The following is a 22,940-nucleotide window of genomic DNA, read 5'->3' on the forward strand; positions in this document are numbered from 1 at the left end:
TATTACATTTAATCCTTGATATCTGAATATGGAAAGAAATTACAAAATCAGCATTCCTGAACCATGCTCTGAAGACTGGAACAAAATGACGCCAAATGAAAATGGCCGTTTCTGCATGAGCTGTTCAAAAACTGTTGTTGATTTTACCTTGATGTCTCCAGAAGAAATTCAGCAATATATTATTACAAATCAAGGCCATAAAATGTGTGGCAGATTTAAAAAATCTCAACTTGATTCGATAACAATCCAAATTCCGAGTATAGTTCTTTATACCCAAACGCATTTTCATAAAATGTTTTTACTGGCTTTATTTATTGCCATGGGAACTACTTTGTTTAGCTGTCAGAATAAAGAGGGGAACAAACAAAAAATAGAGAAAATTGAAATAATTGAAAATGCTCCTTCTCCAAAAACTGAATCCAACGAAAAGCAGGAAGTATCTACTACTAAACCAACAACCGTTAGCAAAACAAAATCTAAAAAGGTTCCTATTCTAAAAAGCAAAAAATCCCTTTCTTTAGTAAAAACAGAATGCGCAGAAACGCTACCCAATGAGGATATTTATGAAGACAATACCGTCTATGGAGGAATGGGAATTGATGTTATACCGGATTACCCTGGGGGGAAAGATGTATTTTACGAAGCATTTAGATCTGAATTTAAAATACCCAAAGAGTTAAAAAAATCTACCGGAGTAATCAAAATGTCTTTTGTTATTGAAAAAGACGGAAGTTTAAATGAAATAAAAACCATTGAAGATCTTGGTTTTGGAACTGGAGAAGAAGCTATCAGAGTTTTACAAAAATCTATAAAATGGACTCCAGGCGAAATCCAAGGAAGGAAAGTTAGAACTTTTTACAATCTACCCATCACATTGGAACTCGACACTTTAAATCCGAAAAAAAGGAAGAGAAAGTTTTCAAAAATTACGACCATGCAAATTGTTAAAACTGGTGATAGTCAGGAACAAACCGAATTAAGTTTACAACCATAAAGGACTAACTTTAAGAGATTTTTCTATAAAAAAATTGCTTGTGCTTATTATTTATTACGTTTAATTCTCTGAATTTAGAAATGGAAAGAAAAGGAAAAATAACAATACCAGAACCATGTCATGAAGATTGGAACAAAATGACGCCAAATGAAAATGGCCGTTTTTGTCTGAGCTGTTCTAAAACGGTTATAGATTTTAGTTCTATGCTTCCAGAAGAAATTCAGCATTATTTTATTCAAAATCAAAATGATAAAATTTGCGGGAGATTTAAACAATCACAGTTAGATACCATTACGATTCAAATTCCTAATCGCATTTTATATTCTCAGACCAACTATCATAAAATGTTTCTACTTGCTTTGTTTATTGCCATGGGAACAACTCTTTTTAGCTGCCAAGATAAAGAAGGAAACAAGCAAAAAATTGATCAAATTGAAATCGTCGACAATCTGACACAAAATCAAGATGAAGATGTTTCCTCCTGCTATGGCCATGAGATTGAATCTAAAAAAGAAAAAACAAAAAAGCCAAGAGAAAGAATCACAATGGGAGCGGTACTTCCTCTTATAGCTAGTGAAAATGAGAGACTACATTTTAAATATAGTATTATATATAATGCCGTTGATTTGGATATTCTACCCGCTCCAAAAAACGGAATTAAAAAATTCTATTCTTATTTTGCAAAAAATTATACTACTTCAAAAGAAGGAGAAATGTCTGTTTTATTTGTTGTAGAAAGAGATGGCACTTTAAGCAATTTTAGAGTAACTCAAAACAAGTCGTCAGAAAATGAAGCAAAAGTTATTAAAGTATTAGAATCTGGCCCAAAATGGATTCCTGGAAAAACAAACAATCAGTTTGTTCGATCAACTTTCATTTTGCCAATTACATTTAAATAATGAAAATAAAACATAAAATAACTACTTATATAAATCGCAAATCGTTTTTGCCAACGTTGTATGTAGTTATAGCTGTAGTTTTTTTCGGTTGTCAAAACAAAGAAGCCAAACAGCAAGAAATTAAAAATATTGAAGTTATTGAAGATACTTTGACAGCAAAACCAGAAGCTTTAGATGCAACTGCAATTAGTACAAAAAAAACAGATCAAGCACCTTCAGATGTATCAAAAATTGAGCAGCTTAAAATAAAAAAAACGACAACAATAGCCTCTAGAGAAGTGGATGAGAACAAATCTTCGAAATCTGATAAAGCAAAAAAAGATGATGCTTCTTCAACTCTAAAACCTCTTTCAAATACAAACGCCGAATTTCCTGGTGGTATTGATCAATTTCATACTTTCTTCATGAAAGAATATAAAAAACCAGAAAATGTAAATTACTGGAAACTCAATTTCACCCTTGCCTTTGCGATAGAAAAAAACGGAAGTGTTTCATTTCTTGAATGTTCGCCGCCTGTTGAAGAGCCTCTAGAAAAAGAAATTATAAGGGTTTTAAACTTATGTCCTAAATGGCAACCAGGCGAATCAAACGGAAAAAAAGTCAGAATGCAATATTCTGTGCCTATTCTTCTAAAATAATACGCACAGAGAAATTAAATTTAAAACCGTAAATTTGCTTTTTACCATACAATGAAAAGCGATTTACTTTCAAACATATACAATCCGACCGATTTACGTCTTTTAAAAGAAGAACAGCTTACTCAGGTTGCTCAAGAACTTCGTCAATTTATTATTGATATCGTTTCTGTAAAAGAAGGGCATTTGGGGGCAAGCTTGGGCGTTGTAGAGCTTACAATTGCTTTGCATTATGTTTTTAACACCCCAGATGATTTATTGGTTTGGGATGTTGGACATCAAGCTTATGGGCACAAAATATTGACCGAAAGAAGAGAAAACTTTCATACCAATAGGCAAATCGAAGGTATTTCTGGTTTCCCTAAAAGAAGCGAAAGTGTTTACGATACTTTTGGCGTTGGGCATTCTTCCACTTCAATTTCTGCAGCTTTAGGAATGGCGATTGCTTCTAAGCTAAAAGGTGATTTTGACAAAGAACATATTGCTGTAATTGGCGATGCTTCTATTGCAAGCGGAATGGCGTTTGAAGGACTTAATCATGCTGGAGTTACCGATGCTAATATTTTGGTTATTCTAAATGACAATGCAATCGGAATTGACCCCAGTGTTGGCGCTTTAAAACAATATCTGACTTCTGTCAAAAACGGAAAAAATCCAATACAAAATAATATCATAAAGTCTTTAAATTTTGATTATTCGGGACCAATAGACGGTCACGATCTTCCGAAATTAATTAAAGAATTAAAACGTTTAAAAAAGATTAAAGGCCCAAAATTCCTTCATATCGTAACTACAAAAGGAAAAGGCTTGCTTCAGGCTGAAGAAAATCAGGTAAAATATCACGCGCCTGGAAAGTTTGATGCTTCGACTGGCGAAATTCATTTAAAATCGGAAGAAAATCTTCCTCCAAAATATCAAGATGTTTTTGGCTTGACCATTTTAGATTTAGCTAAAAAGAATGAAAAAATAATCGGAATTACTCCTGCAATGCCCTCTGGAAGTTCATTAAAATTTATGATGGACGAATTGCCAGATCGCGCCTTTGACGTTGGAATTGCCGAACAGCATGCCGTTACATTAGCGGCTGGTATGGCAACTCAGGGAATGATTGTTTACTGCAATATTTATTCGACTTTTTTACAGCGCGCCTATGATCAAGTAATTCATGATGTGGCGCTGCAAAACCTTCCTGTTATTTTTTGTTTGGACAGAGCAGGTCTAGTTGGAGAAGACGGAGCAACACATCATGGTGTTTTTGATATTGCCTACTTGCGTTCGATTCCGAATATGATTATCTATGCGCCTTTAAACGAAATTGAACTTCAAAACATTTTGTATACTGCGCAACTTGGATTAGATCATCCAATTGCAATTCGATATCCAAGAGGTCGAGGCGTACTTCCAAATTGGGAAGTAGAAAATTTCGGACATTATAAAAAAATTAATTTAGGTGAAGCAAAATGTTTAAAAGATGGTACAAAAGTTGCGGTACTGTCGACCGGAACAATTGGAAATAATGTTATAGATGCCCTCAAAGAATCTCCCCATTCTGATGAGATTGCCCATTACAACTTTAGCTTTATTAAACCACTAGATACCAATACATTAACCACTATATTTAAAACTTTTAAAAACATTATTACAATCGAAGATGGAGTTAAAAATGGTGGTTTTGGAAGTGCTGTTTTAGAATTTGCAGCATCAAATAATTTTAAAAATTCGATTGAAATTTTGGGGGTTCCAGACCAATTTATTGAGCATGGAACAGTAAATCAATTACAACAATTGTGTAAAATTGACGTTAAAAATTTAATAAATCTTTTTTCTAACGGTTCAAAATAATTATTTTGCGATACCAAAACAAAAATTACCTATAATGAAATTATTGCGTTCTACCCTTTTGCTATTATTGCTTTTGTGTACTTCTAATAACTTTGCCCAGATTATACAAACAACTCTAAGCCCCAATCAAGCACCTAAACCGCCTTCAAACTGGACAGAAAAAAACCAACTTGGTTTTGACCTTTCACAAATAGCTTTTGTAAACTGGAGCGCGGGGGGAACAAGTTCTATCTCTGGATTATTTAAAGGAGAATTCTCTAGAACTTATTTGAAAGGAAATCATAAATGGTTCAACGAACTTATTATGAAATATGGTCTAAACAAACAAGAAGATATTGAAACGAGAAAAACGGATGATGCGATTCAATTGAACTCTACTTACGGTTTTAGAAAAGATACCGCTTCAAATTGGTACTACTCAGCAAAGTTTAACTTCAATACGCAGTTTACCAACGGTTACAATTATCCTAATCGAGACGTTCCTATTTCTAGACCTTTTGCACCAGCATATGTCTTTTTAGGAGCCGGAGCAGAAAATTCAAATAAAGAGAAAAACAGAACATTTTATTTCTCACCAATTACTTTAAAGACTACATTGGTATTAGATCAAAATTTGGCAAACCAAGGTTCTTTTGGTGTTAAAAAAGCCGTTTATGCGCCAGATCCTTTAGATCCAACCCAGCAAATTTTGATTGAAGAAGGTCAAAAGGTAAAAGCCGAATTTGGTATCCTTTTTACTGCCTACATGAAAAACGAAATCTATAAAAATGTTTTTTACGAAAACAGACTTTCCTTATATACTGACTATTTAAATCGATTCGGAAATGTCGACATTGATTATGACACACGTCTAGATTTGGTTGTAAATGCTTATGTCAAAGCAAATATTGGCGTTCATTTAATTTACGATGATGACATTAAAAACAAAAAAGACGTTATTGATCCAGCCACAGGAACAAAAAGTCAAGTTACTGAAGGTCCAAGAATGCAGTTAAAACAAGTTCTTGGTGTTGGTCTCGTGTATGCTTTCAAATAAAGAAATCAATAAAAATAAAAAAAGCTTCTTTTAGAATATTTCTGAAAGAAGCTTTTTTATTTAACGCTTTTTTTGTCCTTGAATCATTTCATAGAGTTCAAGCGCATTTCCGTCTGTTAAGAGCGAAACATAATGACAGATATGCAATAGGCGCTCATATAAATTGGTTTTCTCTAAATGATGTTTTTCTGGAAGCATTTTCAAAATCAACTTATCGTAGTTTGAAGCAGTTCCATCATATTTATTATTAAATGCTGTAATAAATTTATCCAACAGCGTTTGAATAATTTGGTAACCTACAATTTCTTTTTCAATTACTTCTCTGCTTTGGTATATTTTTTCAACACTCAGTTTGATAATATCATTCATCTGTGCTTTGTATTTGCTTTTATCTGTTAAAGCATACGGAAAATTTCCCGCCAGAATTGCTTCTTCATTTTCAACAAAAACATTTACAGCATCATTAATCAAAGTTCCAATTGCCAAAGCTCTCAAATAACTGATACGATCTTCTTTTGTAGTTAACGATTTGTATTTAGAAACCCCAATATTATCTTTTACGAGATTAATCAGATATTCTAAAGCAAAATCTTCAGAAACCAAACCTAAATTAATTCCGTCTTCAAAATCAATAATCGTATAGCAAATATCATCTGCCGCTTCAACCAAATACGCTAAAGGATGTCTTTCAAAACCAATATCGTCTCCAGATTTATTGGCAATCATTCCCATATCTTTGGCAACTTCTTCAAAGAATAATTTATCTGTTTGAAAGAAACCGTATTTCTTATCAGCGATATTATTGGTCGGCTTTTTCGGAAGACTCTCTTTCGGATATTTCATAAAAGCCCCCAAAGTAGCATACGAAATACGAAGTCCGCCTTCAATTCCAGGGCGGCTTGCGGTTAGAACTGAAAATCCGTTTGCATTTCCTTCAAAATCAATTAAATCCTGCCATTGCTTATCTGTTAGCTGATTTCTATATTTCTGCCCATTTCCGATAGCAAAATATTCGCCAATTGCTTTTTCGCCAGAATGCCCAAAAGGTGGGTTTCCGATATCGTGCGCTAAAGAAGCCGCAGCCACAATTGCGCCAAAATCGTTCATATGATAACCATGAACTTCTTTTAAATAAGGGTATTTTTCAATGATTTTCTTTCCAACCAAACGCCCAAGCGAACGCCCTACAACAGAAACTTCCAAACTATGCGTTAAACGCGTGTGCACGAAATCGGTTTTAGAAAGCGGAATAACTTGTGTCTTATCTTGCAAACTTCTAAAAGCGGCGGAGAATATAATTCGGTCGTAATCGACTTCAAATCCTAAACGAGTATCATCTTGTTCTACACGTAATCTTTTGCTTGTATCGCCCTGACGTTTTAATGATAAAAGTTGTTCCCAGTTCATTTTAATTTTAGATTGTAGATTAACGATTTTAGATTTTTGATCTAAATTGCTGATTTTAGATTTCAAAAATACGTTTTATTTTAGGATTTTCTTCTGCTTTAAAATTCTAAAGCGGTGCTATGTTTGATTTCTCCCATTACAAAAATACTGTTCGTGTTTCCAATGTTTTCAATCGTTGACAACTTATTCATTACAAAATCCTGATAACTAGCCATATCTTGCACTAAGATCTTGAGCATAAAATCGTAATCGCCAGCAATATTGTAACATTCTATAATTTGACTTAATACCTTTAAATAGTTTTTGCTTTTTATGTCAACAAATGAGGCCGAATATTAGTTCTGATTCGGTTCGGCTTCATTTTGTTGGTATTTTTTAGGAGCAGAAGCATTTAGTTTTCAGAAACAACTTCTGTCCCGCTATCCACTATATCTTTTCCTGTCTAAAGAAGCCAGAAAAAGGATACCGTTCCTATCGGGGCTAAAAAACAACTATTATTTTTCAGAAGAACTTTAGTAAACAAAAAAGCGCTCCAATTGGAACGCTTTTGTATTTATTAAAAATCCAAAACTAGAAGTTTTTAGAAATTCCTATGTTTACGGTTTTTCCAAAATTGACGAAAAACTTACTATAATCAACATCACTGCCACTTATATCATAGTTTAATGTTTCGTATCCTAATCCACCAATACTAAAATTTAGGCCAAAACCTTTTTTCATATTAATAAAAAGAGCTGGCGTGATACCCGTATAAAAACCATCAGCTTTGTTTTCTGACACAAGCGATCCATTTTCGTAATTTTTGTTTTTTTGATTTTGAAACCCCGCCCCCAAATCGGCAAAAACTGAAAAAGTTTCGTTCAATGGCATTGTATAACGTACAAAGGCTCCTGTTTTAAAAGTATTCGCTTTACCTTCACCCTCTCCAAGATTACTTTTTGAAGATTGTACCGAAAATTCGACTCCAGCTGTCCAGTTATCATGAAATTGATATCCGATTTTTGGAGAAAACTCAAAAACATTGTTTTTTGCTGATGCAATTTCTCTATCCGTTTTTTCAGAAGAATAACCAATATTTCCTCCAACTAAAATTGTTCCCTTTTGGGCATTTGCAAAGCCAAAAACTGACAATGCAAGAATAAGTAGCATTTTTTTCATAATGGTTTATAATTTAAAATTTGTAGGCATTAACCAACAACAATGCCATCAGACAATCAATAATAATCGAAAAACCAAACATTTACAGTTACTTAATACATTCTAAACACATTGGCAATAATTGCGTTTTTTATTACAAATTCGTAAACAATAAGTTTACATTAGAGCATAAAAAAAGCGCTCCAAATGGAGCGCTTTCTGAAATTGAATATAAAAACTAAGATTAGAAGTTTTTAGAGATTCCAATGTTAAATGTTTGACCAAAGTTGAAGTAGAATTTACTGTAATCAGCTCCGTTGTTGTCATAGCTTAAAGTTTCGTATCCTAAACCACCAATGCTGAAGTTAAGACCAAAACCTTTTTTCATGTTGATGAAAAGAGCTGGAGTTACTCCAACATACATACCGTCTCCTTTGTATTTTGAGAAAGCATTTCCAGGACCGTATACTTTGTCTTTTTGAGTTTGGAAACCTGCACCCATATCAGCAAAAACTGCAAAAGTTTGGCTTAATGGCACAGAGTAACGAACAAATGCTCCTAATTTGAAGTTGTTGTTTTTTTCTTCGATACCAGCTGTAGTTTCGTTGTTAGATGAACTTACTGCAAATTCTCCTCCTACTGTCCAGTTATCGTTAAATTGGTAACCTACTTTTGGAGAAAAAGTAAATGTACTTGTTTTGTCTTCGCTAAATCTGTATTCTGATTTTTCAGAAGTGTAACTGATGTTTCCACCAACTAAGATTGTACCTTTTTGTGCGTTTGCAAAACTGCAGATAGCTAAAGCAGCCATCACTAGAATTTTTTTCATGATTTGGGTTTTATTTTAATTTTAGCATTCCTTTAACAATAACGATGCCGTGAATACTGGGCTGCTCAATTTTTTTATAATTACTTTAAGAGATAAATTTGTAGCAATCGAAACTATTTCTCGCTACTTTTGTAACAAATAAAAAGTCATGTCGATAGAAGTAAACAGTATATCAAAAAGTTACGGAGAGCAAAAAGCTCTAAATGAAATTTCTTTTAAAATCGAGAAAGGAGAAATCGTAGGATTTCTTGGTCCAAACGGAGCTGGAAAATCTACTTTGATGAAAATTTTGACCACTTATTTACTTGCCGATAGTGGCTCAGCCCTTGTAAATGGTCACGATGTCATGACAAACGCAAAAGAGGTTCAACGCTCGATTGGTTACTTACCAGAGCACAATCCGTTATATTTGGATTTGTATGTTCGTGAGTATTTGGCATTTAATGCTGATGTTTACAACGTGCCAAAATCAAGAATTGAAGAAGTAATTCAACTGACAGGACTGACACCCGAAAGTCATAAAAAGATTGGACAGCTTTCTAAAGGATACCGCCAACGCGTTGGATTGGCAAATGCCCTGCTTCATGATCCAGAAGTTTTAATTTTGGATGAACCAACTACTGGACTGGATCCTAACCAGTTAATGGAAATTCGAAATGTGATTAAAAATGCAGGGAAAAATAAAACTGTTTTTTTATCGACACACATCATGCAAGAGGTTGAAGCAATTTGCGATCGTGTCATAATTATTGACAAAGGACAAATCGTTGCAGACAATAAATTGGATCATTTAGTTACTACCAATAAAGAGCAAGTAATTGAAGTAGAGTTTGATTACAAAGTTGAAGAACAGCTTTTGGCTAGACTAGAAAATATTTCTTCTTATATAAATACGCATGACATGACATGGGAACTAACTTTTGTTACAGAAAAAGACATGCGTCCCGCTATTTTTGACTTTGCCAACGAAAATGGATTAAAAACTTTACAACTCAATCAGAAAAATAAAAATCTGGAAGCTGTTTTTAGAGAAATTACTAAGTAACTTTTCAATCGCAGTCAAGGTTTTCAGTTAGAAAAGCGGTTTGTTTTTAAATAAAACAGACCGCTTTTTTTATTGCCTCTTTTCTGCAAATCAGTAAAATAGGGCTTTTTCAAAAAAAATAATTTCTATTTTTATTTAGACTTGTTATAAATAGTGTTATATTTGGCAAATCAAATTTTAAATGCCACGGTATGTTACCTATTCTCCTTACTCTTAAAAAACTTATTTCTGTTGTTTTAAATCAAGTAATACATCTTCGAAAAAGGTTTTCGGACAAATTAGAACAAATTGTACTGCAATAAATTCTGATTTTAAAAACTACAAAAGATTATTATGTTCTAAATCTCGGTTTAGAATTAGCCAAATTTAAACAACATGAAAAAAATTATAACCTCTCTTATGCTTGCTTTTTCGGTATATGATGGATATTCTCAAACAGAAAAAGAAACCGATAGTATTGTTGAAACCACTATAAATGCTTTAGATGAAATTGTGATTAGTAAAAAGAAAGTACTTTACACTCAAAAATCGGATCGTCTTGTTTTTAATGTAGAAAACAGCATCGTTTCTGAAGGCGGGACCGCGCTTGACGTCTTATCACGTGCGCCAGGCGTTGTTGTGTCTCAAGATGGCGATTTGTCCATTCGCGGACAACAAGGCGTTGCAGTAATGATTAACGGTAAACTAACACAGCTTTCTCAAAAAGAATTGGCCAATTATCTAAAAGCTACAACTTCATCGAACATCAAACAAATAGAAGTAATTACCAATCCTTCTTCTAAATACGATGCAGCCGGAAAAGCTGGAATTATAAACATCATACTTAAAAAACCAAACTCAGCTGGTTTAAAAGGTACTGCTTTTGCGAGTTACGGAAGAGGTCGAAAAAACAGAACCAATTCGGGTTTCAATTTAAACTACAATAAAGATAAATGGGGCGTTTTCGGAAATTACAGCTATACTTTCCGTGGCGAAGAAGAACACAAACAGTTCAATCAGACTCAATATACAAATCTTACGCATCAGGAAATTGCTTCTACCAATCACCAAACTTCTATAACAGATGAGCCTTTGACTTCTAATAATTTTAAGGTTGGAACTCAATATGAGGTTTCGCCTAAAACCAATTTAGAGTTCTATGTTGATGCCAAAATCGGACGCTATGAAAATATGGCGGACGGAACAAATAAAGTGTTCAACACCTCAAATCAGCCCATTTTTGATGCTTTGACTTACAATGATAGTAAAGAAAAATGGAACGATTATACGTATGCTTTTTCTGGTACGCATAAATTTAATGACGAAGGAAAAAATATGATTTTTGATTTTGAATATGAAACTTCGAAGTTTAGATCTAATCAATTTCAAAGTGCCGATAATACGGCAAATGCTACTGTTGTAAACGATCGTCGCGGTTATATTCCTTCTCAATTAAAAGTCTTTACAGGAAAAGTCGATTTTGTAAATCCGTTCAAGGAAAAACAATCTATTGAATGGGGTTTTAAAGCCAGCATTAAAAACAATGATAATCCGTCTGTTTACGAATATTATGATAACAACGAATGGCTTATTGATTTTAATTCGACCAATCATTTTGAATATAATGAACAGATTTACGCGGCTTACGCCAACTACAAATATCAGTTAGAAAAATTAAATATTCAGGCTGGTTTAAGAAGCGAATACACTGCAATCAATATTGATCAGAAAACATTGAATGAAGAACATAAAGATGATTATTTGAAATGGTTCCCGAGTCTTTCTTTAAAATATGAATTCACGAGCAATCATTCTGCGCATGCATCTTATAGCAAAAGAATCAATAGACCAAGCCAGTTTGATTTGAATCCGTTCCGTTTTTACGATGATTCATTCAATTACTCGCAAGGAAATCCGAACTTGATTCCAGAGATTACCCACGCTATGGAAATTGGTTATGCTTGGAAAAGTAATTTTATGGCTTCTCTTTATTTCAATAGCACCAAAGATGTTTTTACGGAAGTGTACAACTACAATCTAGACACAAATACAACCGTTACCACTCAAATAAACGTGGATAAATCATACAATTACGGAGTTAACATTACCAATACTTCTGAGTTAAGCAAGTGGTGGTCTGTCAATACTTTATTCAATGTTTTTGAAAATAAATTTATGGGGCAAATTTTAAACAGCAATACAATTGATCCCATTATGACAATCAATCTGAGTGTTCAAAACTCTTTTACTATAACCGAAACCTTGAAAGCAGAAGGAAACGCACAATACCAGTCAAAATCTAATCTTGGAATTTACCAAAGAGATGGTTTCTTTGATTTTAGCATTGGAATTTCTAAGCAAGTTTTGGCTAAAAAAGGGAATATTAAACTAAATTTTACCGATGTTTTCAATACCAATAATTTCTACATTAAATCTGCTGTTGCGCAAACTACTATTGATAAAAGATATGATCTTGACAATCGTATAGCGACAATTGCATTTACATACCGTATATAAAGTTTCGTTCTTTAAATACCTTGTTTTTTGTTTTTTTTTGTGTTAGTCAAGAGCCTGTTCCTTCAAACAGGCTCTTCTATTTTTAGATTGCAGATTTTAGATTTTAGATTTTAGATTTTGAGACATAAAAAAAAGTCTTTTAAAGCTATTCGCTTTAAAAGACTTTTTTTATTTTATTTGAAACCTCTTAGTTTTTCTTTGTTTTTTTCTTTCTTCCCCACCAAATATAAAAACCTGTAATTGGCAAGCTAGCGCAGATTAAACTAGCTGTAAAATAGAGAATTTTAGTTGTTATTCCGCCAATGGCACCAACGTGAAGACTATAATTTGAGCGGCTCATCCAATCGTGGAATTTCTCGTCGCCTATATATTTTCTAGATTTTGGAAGCAATTCCAATGTTTTCTGATCAAAATATAAATCTCTCCAATTTCCGTTATGCATATCGGTACAGGCATAAAAATCATCTTTGGGTTCATCTGGAAAATGAATAATTACAGCTTCATTATTATGCTTAGCAATCTCGTTTCTGACTTTATTAAATATAATATCAGCAGAAGTAAGCATATCATATTTAGGTTTTAAGAGCGTATCCGATTTTATTTCGGCTACCACTTCTTTCTTTGCTTTTTCATTGCCAAAACCTCCTGTAATCCAATAAGTGCTTTCTCGTACCCAATGAAAACTCATTATTAATCCGGTTAACGCAATTAAAAATGCCAAAAGAAGCGAATAAAACCCTAAAACATTGTGAAGGTCATAATTCAGTCTTTTAAATTTGGCACTCCATTTAATTTTAAAACTATTGTTAATTCCTGTTTTATTCCATTTTTTAGGAAACCATAAAATGATGCCACTTATTAATAAAAAGAAGAAAATAAGAGTTGCCCAAGAGGTTACTGCAGTTCCTATTTCTCTTCCTAGCCAAACATAGCGATGACCTTCATCAATTTCATGGAAAAAATCTTCATGATCGACCATTCCGGTTATTTTTCCGTTATAAGGATTTACATAAATCAAAGAATCAGATTCTATATCTACTTTTATTGTTTTATCTAAACCATTATACCATACTCCATGAATATCCTTTTCTGGCAAGGCTTTTTTTACTGCAGCATAAATTTTAGAAGGAGGCAAAACTTTATCTGGAGTTTGTGCTTCTACATTTAGCCACGGAGAAGTCAATTCTTTTATTTCATGTTCAAAAACCAAAATACAGCCTGTAATTCCCATTATAAAAACTACTATTCCAGAAGCAAGTCCAAGCCATAGATGCAACCAGGCATTAATTTTACTGAATCGAGATTTCTCTTTTGATTTTGGTTTTGGTGATTTAATAACACTCATTTTGTTCCTAGTTTAATGACGCAATAAAACCATACAATCAATGCTTTAAAGCAATAATTGTATGGTCTTAATTATGTAAAAATTAAATTGTGTAACTGCTTATTTCTTTTTTGTCAATCTTGTGATTGCTGGCAAATCAACTCCGCCTGTAATTAAAGCTCCTGCTTTTGCCACACCAGTTGCAATATCAATTTGATAAACACGTCCTTCTGTATTAGTTACAAAACTTTTGTAAATTTTACCACTTTCAATTAAAGCACTTCCGAAACCAAAATAATTGTCTCCAGCGTGATCAGGCAATCCTGTAACTGGCGTAATTGCTTTTGTATTAAGATCGATGATAGCAGATTTTAAATTGAAAGATTTATAGTTTAAGAATCCCCAGTTTGGTTGTGCAGCGTCAATATCTGCAGGAATGTAGTTAACTAATACTTTTTCTCCACCTGCTGGATAAGCAGATAAAACTTTTCCTTTTAGAGAACTTGTTTCAAAGTCGAAGAAGTAAGTTGAATCGAATTCTGACTGTCCTTTTTTAATTCTAAGAATTCCTGAGTGAGACGCAGTTGGTGTATAACCACATAAAACTGAATTTGAAGAGAAAGTATAAATATCTCCAGATTCTGTTTGTACCATACCAGTATTAGTATAATATTGACCAATTGCTGTAGTACGAGAATCTTCTAGAGTTTTTAAGTATTTTAAAGATGGATATTCGTAAACTTTTACAACTGCTTTTTCTTGGTAAAGTTTCCAGTCTTTATCACGCTCAAATGTCGAAACAAATAATTTATCTCCTGATACATTTACACTAGTTGGCCATAAAAAGTGTCCGTTAGAAATAGCAAAGTCATCATAAACACGCTTTGAAATTGTAACTGTAGCTGGATCGTAAATTAAAATTTCATTTTGAGTAGAACTAGCATCCCATGGAGAATTAATCATAACCAATTTGTTATCATCAGTAGTTCCGTAAGCATAACTATCTCCTGTAAATAAGTTTGCCGTTGTACCTAATTTACCTTCTGTGTTAAGGTAATATCCAACAGACCCTTCTGCATTTCCTGTTAAAGCAAAAAATGTGTTTGCAACCGGAACTAAAGCTCCTGCTTGCTCGATACCTTTACCAACCATGTTGATTGACCCAGTCATCAATTCATCTACAGATTCAAACTGCCAAACATAAACATCCCAATCAGTTGTTTGATATGAAAGCACATAAGTTTCATCAGCTGGATTTCTTACCTCTGAATTATCATTATCACTGCTGCATGAAAAAAACAGAGCAGGCAATACTGCTAAAGCCAAAAGATTTTTAATTCTTTTATTCATTGTGTTCAATTTAAAATTATATAATTAGTTTAAAAAATATCTCAATTTAACTGCAAAAGATCTTCCCGGCTTTTGCACTTTAAAATAGTCATAGACTTTTGTGTCTGCAACGTTATTACATTCTATTCCGATATTGTATTTTCCATTTTGAAAAGAATAAGAAGCCGCAATATTCTGTGTAAGTTGCTCCGGAATTGTTTTTCTACTGTCGGGAGTTCCATTTTTTGTAGATACTAAGTAGTATTCATCAATGTAATTTGTAAATAAATTAATTGATAAATTGTCATCTGAAGTTCTTAGTTTTCTAAAGTTTAAACCAACACTTGCATTAGCATAAAAAATAGGAACATTTGCCAGCTGAGAACCATTATTGTAATTGATAATATTAGATCCAGGAGGGTCAAATTTATTGGTGTCAATAGTTTTCTGATGAGTAGCATTTACTTCAACTGTCAGCCAATTTTTATATCCATAATGCAAAGAAGCATCAAAACCAGTAACTCTTACACTGTATTCATTTTGATAAATAGACTGAAATCCTTGAGTCTGGATTCGGATAAAATCTTTTGCATCTCTATAAATGAAATTTCCTTGCACTCCAAAAGAATGATCTTCTAAAGCTTTCTTGTACACAAGTCCTGCATTAAAGTTATCACTTGCCTCTGGTTTCAAAGTCGGTGCTGGTCTAAGATTTAAACCATCTCCCAACATTTCATCGCCTGTTGGCAAACGATATGCATGCTCGTAAGACGTTTTCAATTGCAGTTCACTTGTTACAAAATACGCTAATGCTGCTCCATATCCTATGTCATCAAAAGAGCTTTTAAGTGGCGTATACACATTTTTACCATTTATGTATTCTAAAACATTCATACTGGTATTTAGGAAATATTTCTTTCCAAATGCGATTACAGATAGTTTTCTATCAAATGCAGCAAGATTATAAGAAAGTCCTAAAATATTTTTGTTTACTACTGGAGAACCTGGTTTAGTAATTTCACGAACTTCATCGTCTTCTTTTCTTTTTAAAGTATTAACAGAATAATTAAAAGCAAAATACTGCCTGTCATTCAAATCATACTTGAAGTTAGTATTAGCTTGAAAAGAATTATCATCGTAAACATAAATCGTTTTTTCATCATTTAACTCTCCTCCGCTATTGCTTACTACACTTGGCGTACTACTCCCATCCCATTGATATCTATAAGATGAAGTATCTACAGAACGGCTTTGAACGACATTGTACGAAGCAATGAAGTTTACCGATAAATTTTTAGTGAATAAACTGTCTTTTTTGAATTTTAGGGAAGGCACAAAAGCTTTACTATCATTAAAAGCCTGTCCAACTACTCTTTGCATAGTAGATCCCGTTTGTATTTCTTTCTTATTTGCTGAAGCCATCATGCCAATCAACAAATAATCTGCATATTTCTTTCCTTTTACTCCAACCTCAGCCATAATAGCTCCAGATTTGTAACCGTCATGAAAATGTTTGTATTCTTGTTCTGGGTTAAATGTACCATCGGGATTAGAGGTAGTCGCAGTAATTTTATAGCTGTTATCGGTATAATTACCAAATGCATTGACATTGGCCACTAAACCATTTTTACCCGTAAATCTGGTGTTTACAGCAACTCTGTGTGTATTAAAAGATCCAAAACTGTAAGATGCATCAATATATCTTTTTACAGATTGGTTGGTAATAATGTTTACCGCTCCACCTAAGGCATCGCTACCTAACTCAACAGGCACCACTCCTTTGTAAACTTCGATACGCTCTGCCATGTTTACTGGAATGTTATTCAGGGTAAATGAAGATCCGTAACTGTCGATTGGAATTCCATCCATAAAGAATTTTACCTGATTCCCTGAAAATCCATTCAATGAAAATTTAAAATCAGAGCCCATTCCTCCTGTTTCTCTAATACGAACTCCAGTAGTTGTACCTAATACTTGATTTAAATCTGCTGAAGAATTATATGTTTTCTTTAAATCAATTGCTGCAATATTAAAAGGCTGTTCTTTAACTCGCTCAATTTTAGACTTTCCAGTTACCTGAACTTCATCTAAAGCCGCCATATCTTCTTCGATAGTAATTTTTGGCGCAGTTTGATTGGATAGTAAATTGATTTTGGTCTGTTTGGATTTATAACCAACATAATTAACTACTAAAGTGTAATTACCAGGTTCTGCAGTAATTTCATATTCACCATTTGCATTTGTAAGGGCTGCATAATTGGTTCCTTTTAGAGCTACAGAAACTCCTTCTGCCGGCTGACCATTGTCTACCATAATCACTCCACTTAAAACTACTTTGCCGTTTTGCGAGAAACCCTGAACCGAAGAAAGTGTCAGTAATAACAGGATTACAATTCTTTTAATCTGCATTATTTAAAATTAGTTTAAATTAAATTTGGCACAAAATTAACATCAACAATCAGGTTTAACAAATTATTTTTAATTATTCTAAATAAAAGTTTTTATTAACGTAAAAAATGATTTTCTTCTAAAAAAAAGATGCTTTCTTAAGATTTAATTAATTTTAGATTAAAATCACATTAAAAAAAATCAAAATAAAATCAGAAATTTAAAATCGCTTTTATAAAAAAACTTACAAAAAATAAAAAAACCTGCTTAGCAAGCAGGTTTCTAAAAGGAGTAATTATGTTTCAGATTAAATGATTTCTAATAGATCTTTCATCTCTTTAATTACTATTCTAACATCTTCTTCATTCGTCCTCCAATTCACAAATGAAGCTCTAATTCCTTTTTTGTTCTGATAAACTGTTGGCGTCATAAATACTTTTCCAGTATCATTCAAAGCAGATAAAAAGGGAGTTACTTTTTCCTGATTGTGTTCTCCTTTTAATGTAAAGCAAACATTATTTAAACGAATTGGCGCTAAAAGCTCAAAATCATTTTCTATTAGAGCATTTGCAAAATGTAAAGCCAATGCTATACTATCTTCAATAAGGTCTCTAAAACCTTCTTTTCCATAGGCTTTAAGCGAAAACCATACCGGCAGCGCACGCAAACGGCGTGAATTTTCAGGAAGCACATTCAGATAATTAAAATTCTCTAAAGGATTCCCTAAATAAGGCGCATTAGAATTTTGGAATGTTTCAATTTGCAGATTAACATGCTCTTTTTTAACCAAATAAAAAGCACTTTCGTATGGAACATTCAGCCATTTATGACAATCAATCGTAATACTGTCTGCTCCTTCCCAACCTTTTACATAATGTTTGTATTTTTCTGAAACTGCCGCAAAACCGCCAAAAGCACCATCAATATGCCACCAGAAATTGTATTTTTCTCTTAGTTTGGCAATTGCCTCAAAATCATCAAAATCGGCGGTGTTTACCGTTCCAGCACTTGAAATTAGAATAAAAGGTTCTCCGTTTAGAGCTTTGATCTTTTCTTCTAAATCGGCAGTATCCAAAGCTTCACGATTGCCTTCAATTGTTTTTATAACTGTATAATTCTGGCTTCCAATTCCTAACATCGATAATGATTTTATGGAGGAAGAATGTGGAGTCGCTGTTAAAATATTAATGGTTTCAGAGATCCCGTTTTTAGCAAAATCTTTTCCATACTGTTTTCCAAACCATTGTCTCGCAACTGCTAAACTGGTGAAATTGGACATTGTTGCGCCAGTTACAAATCCTCCTAAAAATGCATCCGGAAGTTCTAATAATTGCAACAATAGATTGATGGTTTCGAATTCTATTAATGCAGATGCTCCGCCCTGTGCTTTAACCGCCTGAGTATTTTGATCGTAAACTGATGCCAGCCAATCTCCAACAATAGAAGCGGGAGTTGATCCCCCTGTTACAAATCCCCAATATCGTGGACCAGGCGAGGAAACCATCAATGGAGCCAATCTTTCATTAAATTCCTTTAAAGCTTCAATAGATCCTAATCCTAGCTCATTTAGCTCCGTTTTAGGATCTATTGAATAAGTATTAGAGGTTGGAATGTTATCGATATTACTCAAAAAATCAATTCCCTGCTGTTTTGTTTTTTCTAAGATATTCTCAAAATTGTCGAGATCGTGCTGTAATTTTGAATTCATATTATATAGTTATTTATATCACGCATTGTCAAGCTGAGCGAAGTCGAAGCCATTTCACGCGAGATAAGTTGTTTTCAGTATTTATTTTAAGAATTGGAAATTTATAGTGAAGCTACCACTTTGTCTTTTCGGAGAATCGTGAAACCATCATAGAACAGATTACATCTCCATTGGCATTTAATAAAGTAGCAATTGGGTCTACTAAAGTTCCTAAAATCATGGCAACCGGCAAAGCTTGTTCCATCGGAAAACCATAAACAGTAATAGCTAAAATTTCTCCAATATAACCTCCGTTTGGAATTCCGCCTTCGACAATTGAAACTATAACTGTAATTCCGAGTGCTAAAAGAATCGTCATTGGATCTGTAAAATCTTTCCCAAACATGGCAAACAAAAAGGTTATTTTTAAGATGGATGACATACTCGAACCGTCTTTGTGTAGAGGTGCGCCAAGCGGAATTACCAGATTTCGTACATGTGCCGGAATTCCCATTTTTTCTGCTGCCGCTAAATTGGCTGGAATGGTCGCTATACTACTACAGGTTCCTATAGCGGTTAAAGAAGGCATTATGTTATTGCTCCAAAAAACTTTAAAAGCCCTTTTTCCGCCAGCGACAAGGGCATATAAACTAAAGAACACAAAGAAATAGAAAATGCAAGCAGCGTAATAAACTGCCATTGGTTTTGCATAAACTCCTAGCAATTGTGGCCCGAAGACTCCAACTTGATAAGCAAAATACGCTCCTAAACCAATTGGCGCAAATTTCATGATGATGTTTAAAAGCTGTTTCATTACCTCGTTTCCAGAATCCAGAAAACTCTTGAATGCGTTTCCTTTTTCTCCTGATTGCAATGTGGCAAAACCCACTAAAAAAGAAAAAATAATCAACGCCAACATACTTTTTCGAGACAATAATTCGAAGAAATCATTTGCTGTAAGCAGTTTGGCAATTTGATCTCCCGCTGATCCTGACGCTACTTCTTCAAACGGAACTTTCGCAATTGCGATATCTTCATGAATCGGAAAAAGATAAACAGCACAAATCATTACAATGGCAGAAATCAGAATTGTAGCGAGAAAAACCAATACCATTATAACAAACAGTTTTCCTAACCTTTCTGTACGTTCCAGATTCGCAACCGAAGAACCGATTGTGAAAAATATAAGTGGTATAATGGCTGTAAAAAGTAAATTCAGGAATATATCGCCAAGTGGTTTTATAATCAAAACATCTTCTCCAAACACCAATCCGAAAATACTTCCAATAATAATACCGCCAAGAAGCCATAAAATACTGCTGTAATTCTGCAAAAAATTGATTTTCTTAACTTCCATAATGATACAAGGGTTTAGAATTCAGCAACCTTTATTTTTTAGAAACATATTTCTCTTTGTCTATAAAGGCGTTTCACTTATTTAAACAAACATAGCTATGTGTGAAAAAATATATTTTTCTTTTAATTCTTCTCAACTAAAATTAAGAAAAATCTATGTTTCTATGTGTTTAAAAATTTCAACTACTTCTCCAGAACAATAGTAGTAAAAGCTCTATCGACTAATTCTCCTGTTTTGCTTTTTACTTTTTCGGTTTGTGTTTCTGTATACACAATTTTAAAATCCGATTTTTTTATTAATTCCTGCGCTTTTTCTGTACTGTACAATTCAAATTCGAATTGTGTAAAAGGCAGTTTTTTCATGAAATCTTCTTCGGCAAATGTCAGGCAGAAAGTACCGTTTGGTTTTAAAACCCTGTAGATTTCTGATAGTAATTCCTCAGGTTTCTGCCAAAAATAAATGGTGTTTACTGTAAATATTTTATCAAATAATTCAGCTTCAAACGGAATAGTATTTCCGTCATAAAGTGAAAAGAAAGCCTGTTTTTGAGAAACGAAATTTCGGTTGATTTGTCTTGCTTCCTGAAACATCAGTTCCGACATTTCCAGTCCGTAGTATTTTAGCTTTTCGGCTTGTTCAAACAAAAACTCTACATGACCAGCGTTTCCGTGGCCTAGTTCTAGAATTCTATTTTCGTTTGCTATATTTAAATTCTGAATCGAATGTTTGGTCATGTTGATGTTCGTTTCGTTCATCATATTGCCCATTTCGATTCCTTTTTCTCCCGATGGATGTTTTAATTGAGAGGCAATTTCTTGTAATTCTTCATTTTTCATGGCGTGAAAATTTAAGTATCTAAATTAAACAAAAATCCAAATTCGAAGAGTATTTTTTTGTCATTCTGAGGAACGAAGACACGAGCGATAGCGAACTGGCAAAGCAATCACACTCGCATGTCTACAAAGATTGGACGACATACTTTGCGGAATTTCTAGTGTGATTCTTCGTTCCTCAGAATGACAAACTGCATACAGATTAAAAAACCTGACTTGCAATCTGGCGAATATTCTCAGATTTCCCCATTGAGTAATAATGCAAAAATGGAACTCCAGCGGCTTTTAATTCTAATGACTGCTGAATCGCCCATTCGATTCCGACTTGTTTGATTTCAGCGTTGTTTTTGCATTTATCTACAGCATCGATTAAATCTTCTGGCAAATCGATTCTGAAAATCTGTGGTAAAACCTGTAAATGCCTCTGAACCGCAATTGGTTTAATTCCAGGAATAATCGGAATTGTAATACCCATTTCTCTTGCTTTTTCTACAAAGGCAAAATATTTTGAGTTGTCAAAAAACATTTGTGTTACGACATAATCTGCTCCTGCATCTACTTTTTCTTTTAATCTTTTTAAATCTGATTGTAAAGATGGCGATTCCAAATGTTTTTCAGGATAACCCGCAACACCAATACAAAAATCAGCTTTGTTATCGATATCCATCACTTCATGCAGATATTTTCCACAATTTAAATCTTTGATTTGACGAACCAAATCAACTGCGTAATGATTTCCTCCTGCTTTCGGTACAAAAGATTGTTCGTCTTTCATTGCATCGCCTCGAAGTGCCATTACGTTGTTGATTCCTAAATATTGGCAATCAACCAGCATGTATTCGGTTTCCTCTTGTGTAAATCCACCGCAAAGCAAATGTGGCACCGTATCTACATTGTATTTATGTTTTATAGAAGCGCAAATTCCAAGCGTTCCTGGACGCATACGAGTTAATTTCTTATCCAAAAGTCCGTTACCTTTATCAATATAAATATATTCTTCACGAGAAGTCGTTACATCAATAAACGGCGGTTTAAACTCCATTAACGGATCAATATTATCGTATAATTCCTGAATGCTTTTCCCTTTTTGAGGCGGAATAATTTCAAATGAGAATAATGTTTTTCCTTTGGCGTTTTCTATATGCTCTGTTACTTTCATTCTTTTTTAGTTGATAGTTTTTGGTTGATGGTTGATGGTTCTTATCGAACTCAACAGTTACAACTTCAACTATATTAATTTTTTATAATAGTTAATAAAACCGTTTAATAACTTTTTACAAGTTTGAATCTGTGCCAATACAATATTAAATGTATTCTCATCAATGTATTTTTGATCTAATGCTAAATAAAATTGTGTTTCTAATTCATATAATGATCCTCGTGAAATATGAAGAAAATGTATTGTATCTTTTGATGTTTGACGCCCACAACCTTCCGCTATATTTGAAGGAATTGAGATTGCAGCTCTTCTCATCTGATTTGTCAATCCAAATAATTCTTCCTTTGGAAACAGTTTAGAAGAGTCATACAATAAATTCACCAACTTCCTCGCTTCAATCCAAACTTCCAATTTACTGTATTCCATTCTTATTTAGTTGTTTGTTGATGGTTGATAGTTGTTGGTTCTCTTTTGTAATCTACAACCAAAAAACATCAACTAAATTAATCTACTTTAATCGGTTCAAATTAAAAGTTTATAGAT

18 protein-coding genes and 1 pseudogene are annotated in these 22,940 nt (G+C 33.5%); 7 read left to right on the forward strand and 12 right to left on the reverse strand.

The window, feature by feature from the left end; translation table 11 throughout:
- The first annotated feature begins 28 nt into the window (after positions 1-28).
- The 5 genes from BSF41_RS03025 (at position 29) to BSF41_RS03045 (ending at position 5,406) form a co-directional block, all read left to right on the forward strand.
- Positions 29-994 carry an energy transducer TonB gene (locus BSF41_RS03025; protein ID WP_095928041.1) on the forward strand — a complete coding sequence of 322 codons (966 nt, stop codon included), beginning with the start codon at positions 29-31 and terminating at the stop codon, positions 992-994.
- Between the two features lie 80 nt (positions 995-1,074).
- Entirely contained in the window at positions 1,075-1,893 is an 819-nt protein-coding gene (locus BSF41_RS03030; protein WP_095928042.1) for an energy transducer TonB, read from the forward strand.
- On the forward strand, positions 1,893-2,531 hold the full coding sequence (locus BSF41_RS03035) for a hypothetical protein (RefSeq protein WP_095928043.1): 639 nt from the start codon (positions 1,893-1,895) through the stop codon (positions 2,529-2,531). Before BSF41_RS03030 ends, BSF41_RS03035 begins: the two co-directional genes overlap by 1 nt.
- Positions 2,532-2,582: 51 nt before the next feature.
- Positions 2,583-4,370, forward strand: coding sequence for a 1-deoxy-D-xylulose-5-phosphate synthase (locus tag BSF41_RS03040; protein WP_095928044.1), 1,788 nt, complete (start codon positions 2,583-2,585; stop codon positions 4,368-4,370).
- A 34-nt stretch (positions 4,371-4,404) separates the two neighbouring features.
- Entirely contained in the window at positions 4,405-5,406 is a 1,002-nt protein-coding gene (locus BSF41_RS03045) for a DUF3078 domain-containing protein (RefSeq protein ID WP_095928045.1), read from the forward strand.
- A gap of 60 nt (positions 5,407-5,466) precedes the next feature.
- Here BSF41_RS03045 and BSF41_RS03050 read toward each other — a convergent pair whose 3' ends face one another.
- The 4 genes and pseudogenes from BSF41_RS03050 to BSF41_RS03065 all read right to left on the reverse strand — a co-directional run bounded on the left by BSF41_RS03050 (position 5,467) and on the right by BSF41_RS03065 (position 8,779).
- Positions 5,467-6,813: a deoxyguanosinetriphosphate triphosphohydrolase gene (locus BSF41_RS03050; RefSeq protein WP_095928204.1), complete on the reverse strand. Its 1,347-nt coding sequence runs from the start codon at positions 6,811-6,813 to the stop codon at positions 5,467-5,469.
- A gap of 98 nt (positions 6,814-6,911) precedes the next feature.
- Positions 6,912-7,100: pseudogene (locus tag BSF41_RS03055) on the reverse strand (Lrp/AsnC ligand binding domain-containing protein); the annotation flags it as partial.
- Between the two features lie 283 nt (positions 7,101-7,383).
- Positions 7,384-7,971 carry an outer membrane beta-barrel protein gene (locus tag BSF41_RS03060; protein ID WP_095928046.1) on the reverse strand — a complete coding sequence of 196 codons (588 nt, stop codon included), beginning with the start codon at positions 7,969-7,971 and terminating at the stop codon, positions 7,384-7,386.
- 223 nt (positions 7,972-8,194) lie between these two features.
- Positions 8,195-8,779 (reverse strand): outer membrane beta-barrel protein, encoded by a 585-nt coding sequence (locus BSF41_RS03065; RefSeq protein ID WP_095928047.1) that lies wholly within the window; start codon positions 8,777-8,779, stop codon positions 8,195-8,197.
- 148 nt (positions 8,780-8,927) lie between these two features.
- On the opposite strand from BSF41_RS03065, the gene gldA reads away from it, so the two are divergent.
- Together gldA and BSF41_RS03075 are read left to right on the forward strand one after the other, a co-directional pair.
- On the forward strand, positions 8,928-9,824 hold the full coding sequence (gene gldA, locus BSF41_RS03070; RefSeq protein ID WP_095928048.1) for a gliding motility-associated ABC transporter ATP-binding subunit GldA: 897 nt from the start codon (positions 8,928-8,930) through the stop codon (positions 9,822-9,824).
- A 375-nt stretch (positions 9,825-10,199) separates the two neighbouring features.
- Positions 10,200-12,320 (forward strand): outer membrane beta-barrel family protein, encoded by a 2,121-nt coding sequence (locus BSF41_RS03075; protein ID WP_095928049.1) that lies wholly within the window; start codon positions 10,200-10,202, stop codon positions 12,318-12,320.
- Between the two features lie 187 nt (positions 12,321-12,507).
- Here the strand turns inward: BSF41_RS03075 and BSF41_RS03080 are convergent, their stop codons facing one another.
- The 8 genes from BSF41_RS03080 to BSF41_RS03115 all read right to left on the reverse strand — a co-directional run bounded on the left by BSF41_RS03080 (position 12,508) and on the right by BSF41_RS03115 (position 22,823).
- Positions 12,508-13,665 (reverse strand): PepSY domain-containing protein, encoded by a 1,158-nt coding sequence (locus BSF41_RS03080; RefSeq protein ID WP_095928050.1) that lies wholly within the window; start codon positions 13,663-13,665, stop codon positions 12,508-12,510.
- A gap of 99 nt (positions 13,666-13,764) precedes the next feature.
- Complete coding sequence (locus BSF41_RS03085) at positions 13,765-14,994, reverse strand: DUF4374 domain-containing protein (protein WP_095928051.1); 1,230 nt, start codon at positions 14,992-14,994, stop codon at positions 13,765-13,767.
- A 24-nt stretch (positions 14,995-15,018) separates the two neighbouring features.
- Positions 15,019-17,382, reverse strand: coding sequence for a TonB-dependent receptor (locus BSF41_RS03090; protein WP_095928052.1), 2,364 nt, complete (start codon positions 17,380-17,382; stop codon positions 15,019-15,021).
- Between the two features lie 286 nt (positions 17,383-17,668).
- Entirely contained in the window at positions 17,669-19,069 is a 1,401-nt protein-coding gene (locus BSF41_RS03095) for a pyridoxal-dependent decarboxylase (RefSeq protein ID WP_095928053.1), read from the reverse strand.
- 112 nt (positions 19,070-19,181) lie between these two features.
- On the reverse strand, positions 19,182-20,405 hold the full coding sequence (locus BSF41_RS03100) for a dicarboxylate/amino acid:cation symporter (protein WP_095928054.1): 1,224 nt from the start codon (positions 20,403-20,405) through the stop codon (positions 19,182-19,184).
- Positions 20,406-20,587: 182 nt separating this feature from the next.
- Positions 20,588-21,241: a class I SAM-dependent methyltransferase gene (locus BSF41_RS03105; protein ID WP_095928055.1), complete on the reverse strand. Its 654-nt coding sequence runs from the start codon at positions 21,239-21,241 to the stop codon at positions 20,588-20,590.
- Between the two features lie 199 nt (positions 21,242-21,440).
- Positions 21,441-22,397: a methylenetetrahydrofolate reductase [NAD(P)H] gene (metF, locus tag BSF41_RS03110; protein WP_095928056.1), complete on the reverse strand. Its 957-nt coding sequence runs from the start codon at positions 22,395-22,397 to the stop codon at positions 21,441-21,443.
- Positions 22,398-22,466: 69 nt separating this feature from the next.
- The gene (locus BSF41_RS03115; protein WP_095928057.1) at positions 22,467-22,823 is read right to left on the reverse strand and encodes a four helix bundle protein; all 357 of its coding nucleotides are present in this window, start codon (positions 22,821-22,823) and stop codon (positions 22,467-22,469) included.
- Positions 22,824-22,940 lie beyond the last annotated feature (117 nt).

Source organism: Flavobacterium sp. ACN2, assembly GCF_002303885.1.
Classification (GTDB): Bacteria; Bacteroidota; Bacteroidia; order Flavobacteriales; family Flavobacteriaceae; genus Flavobacterium.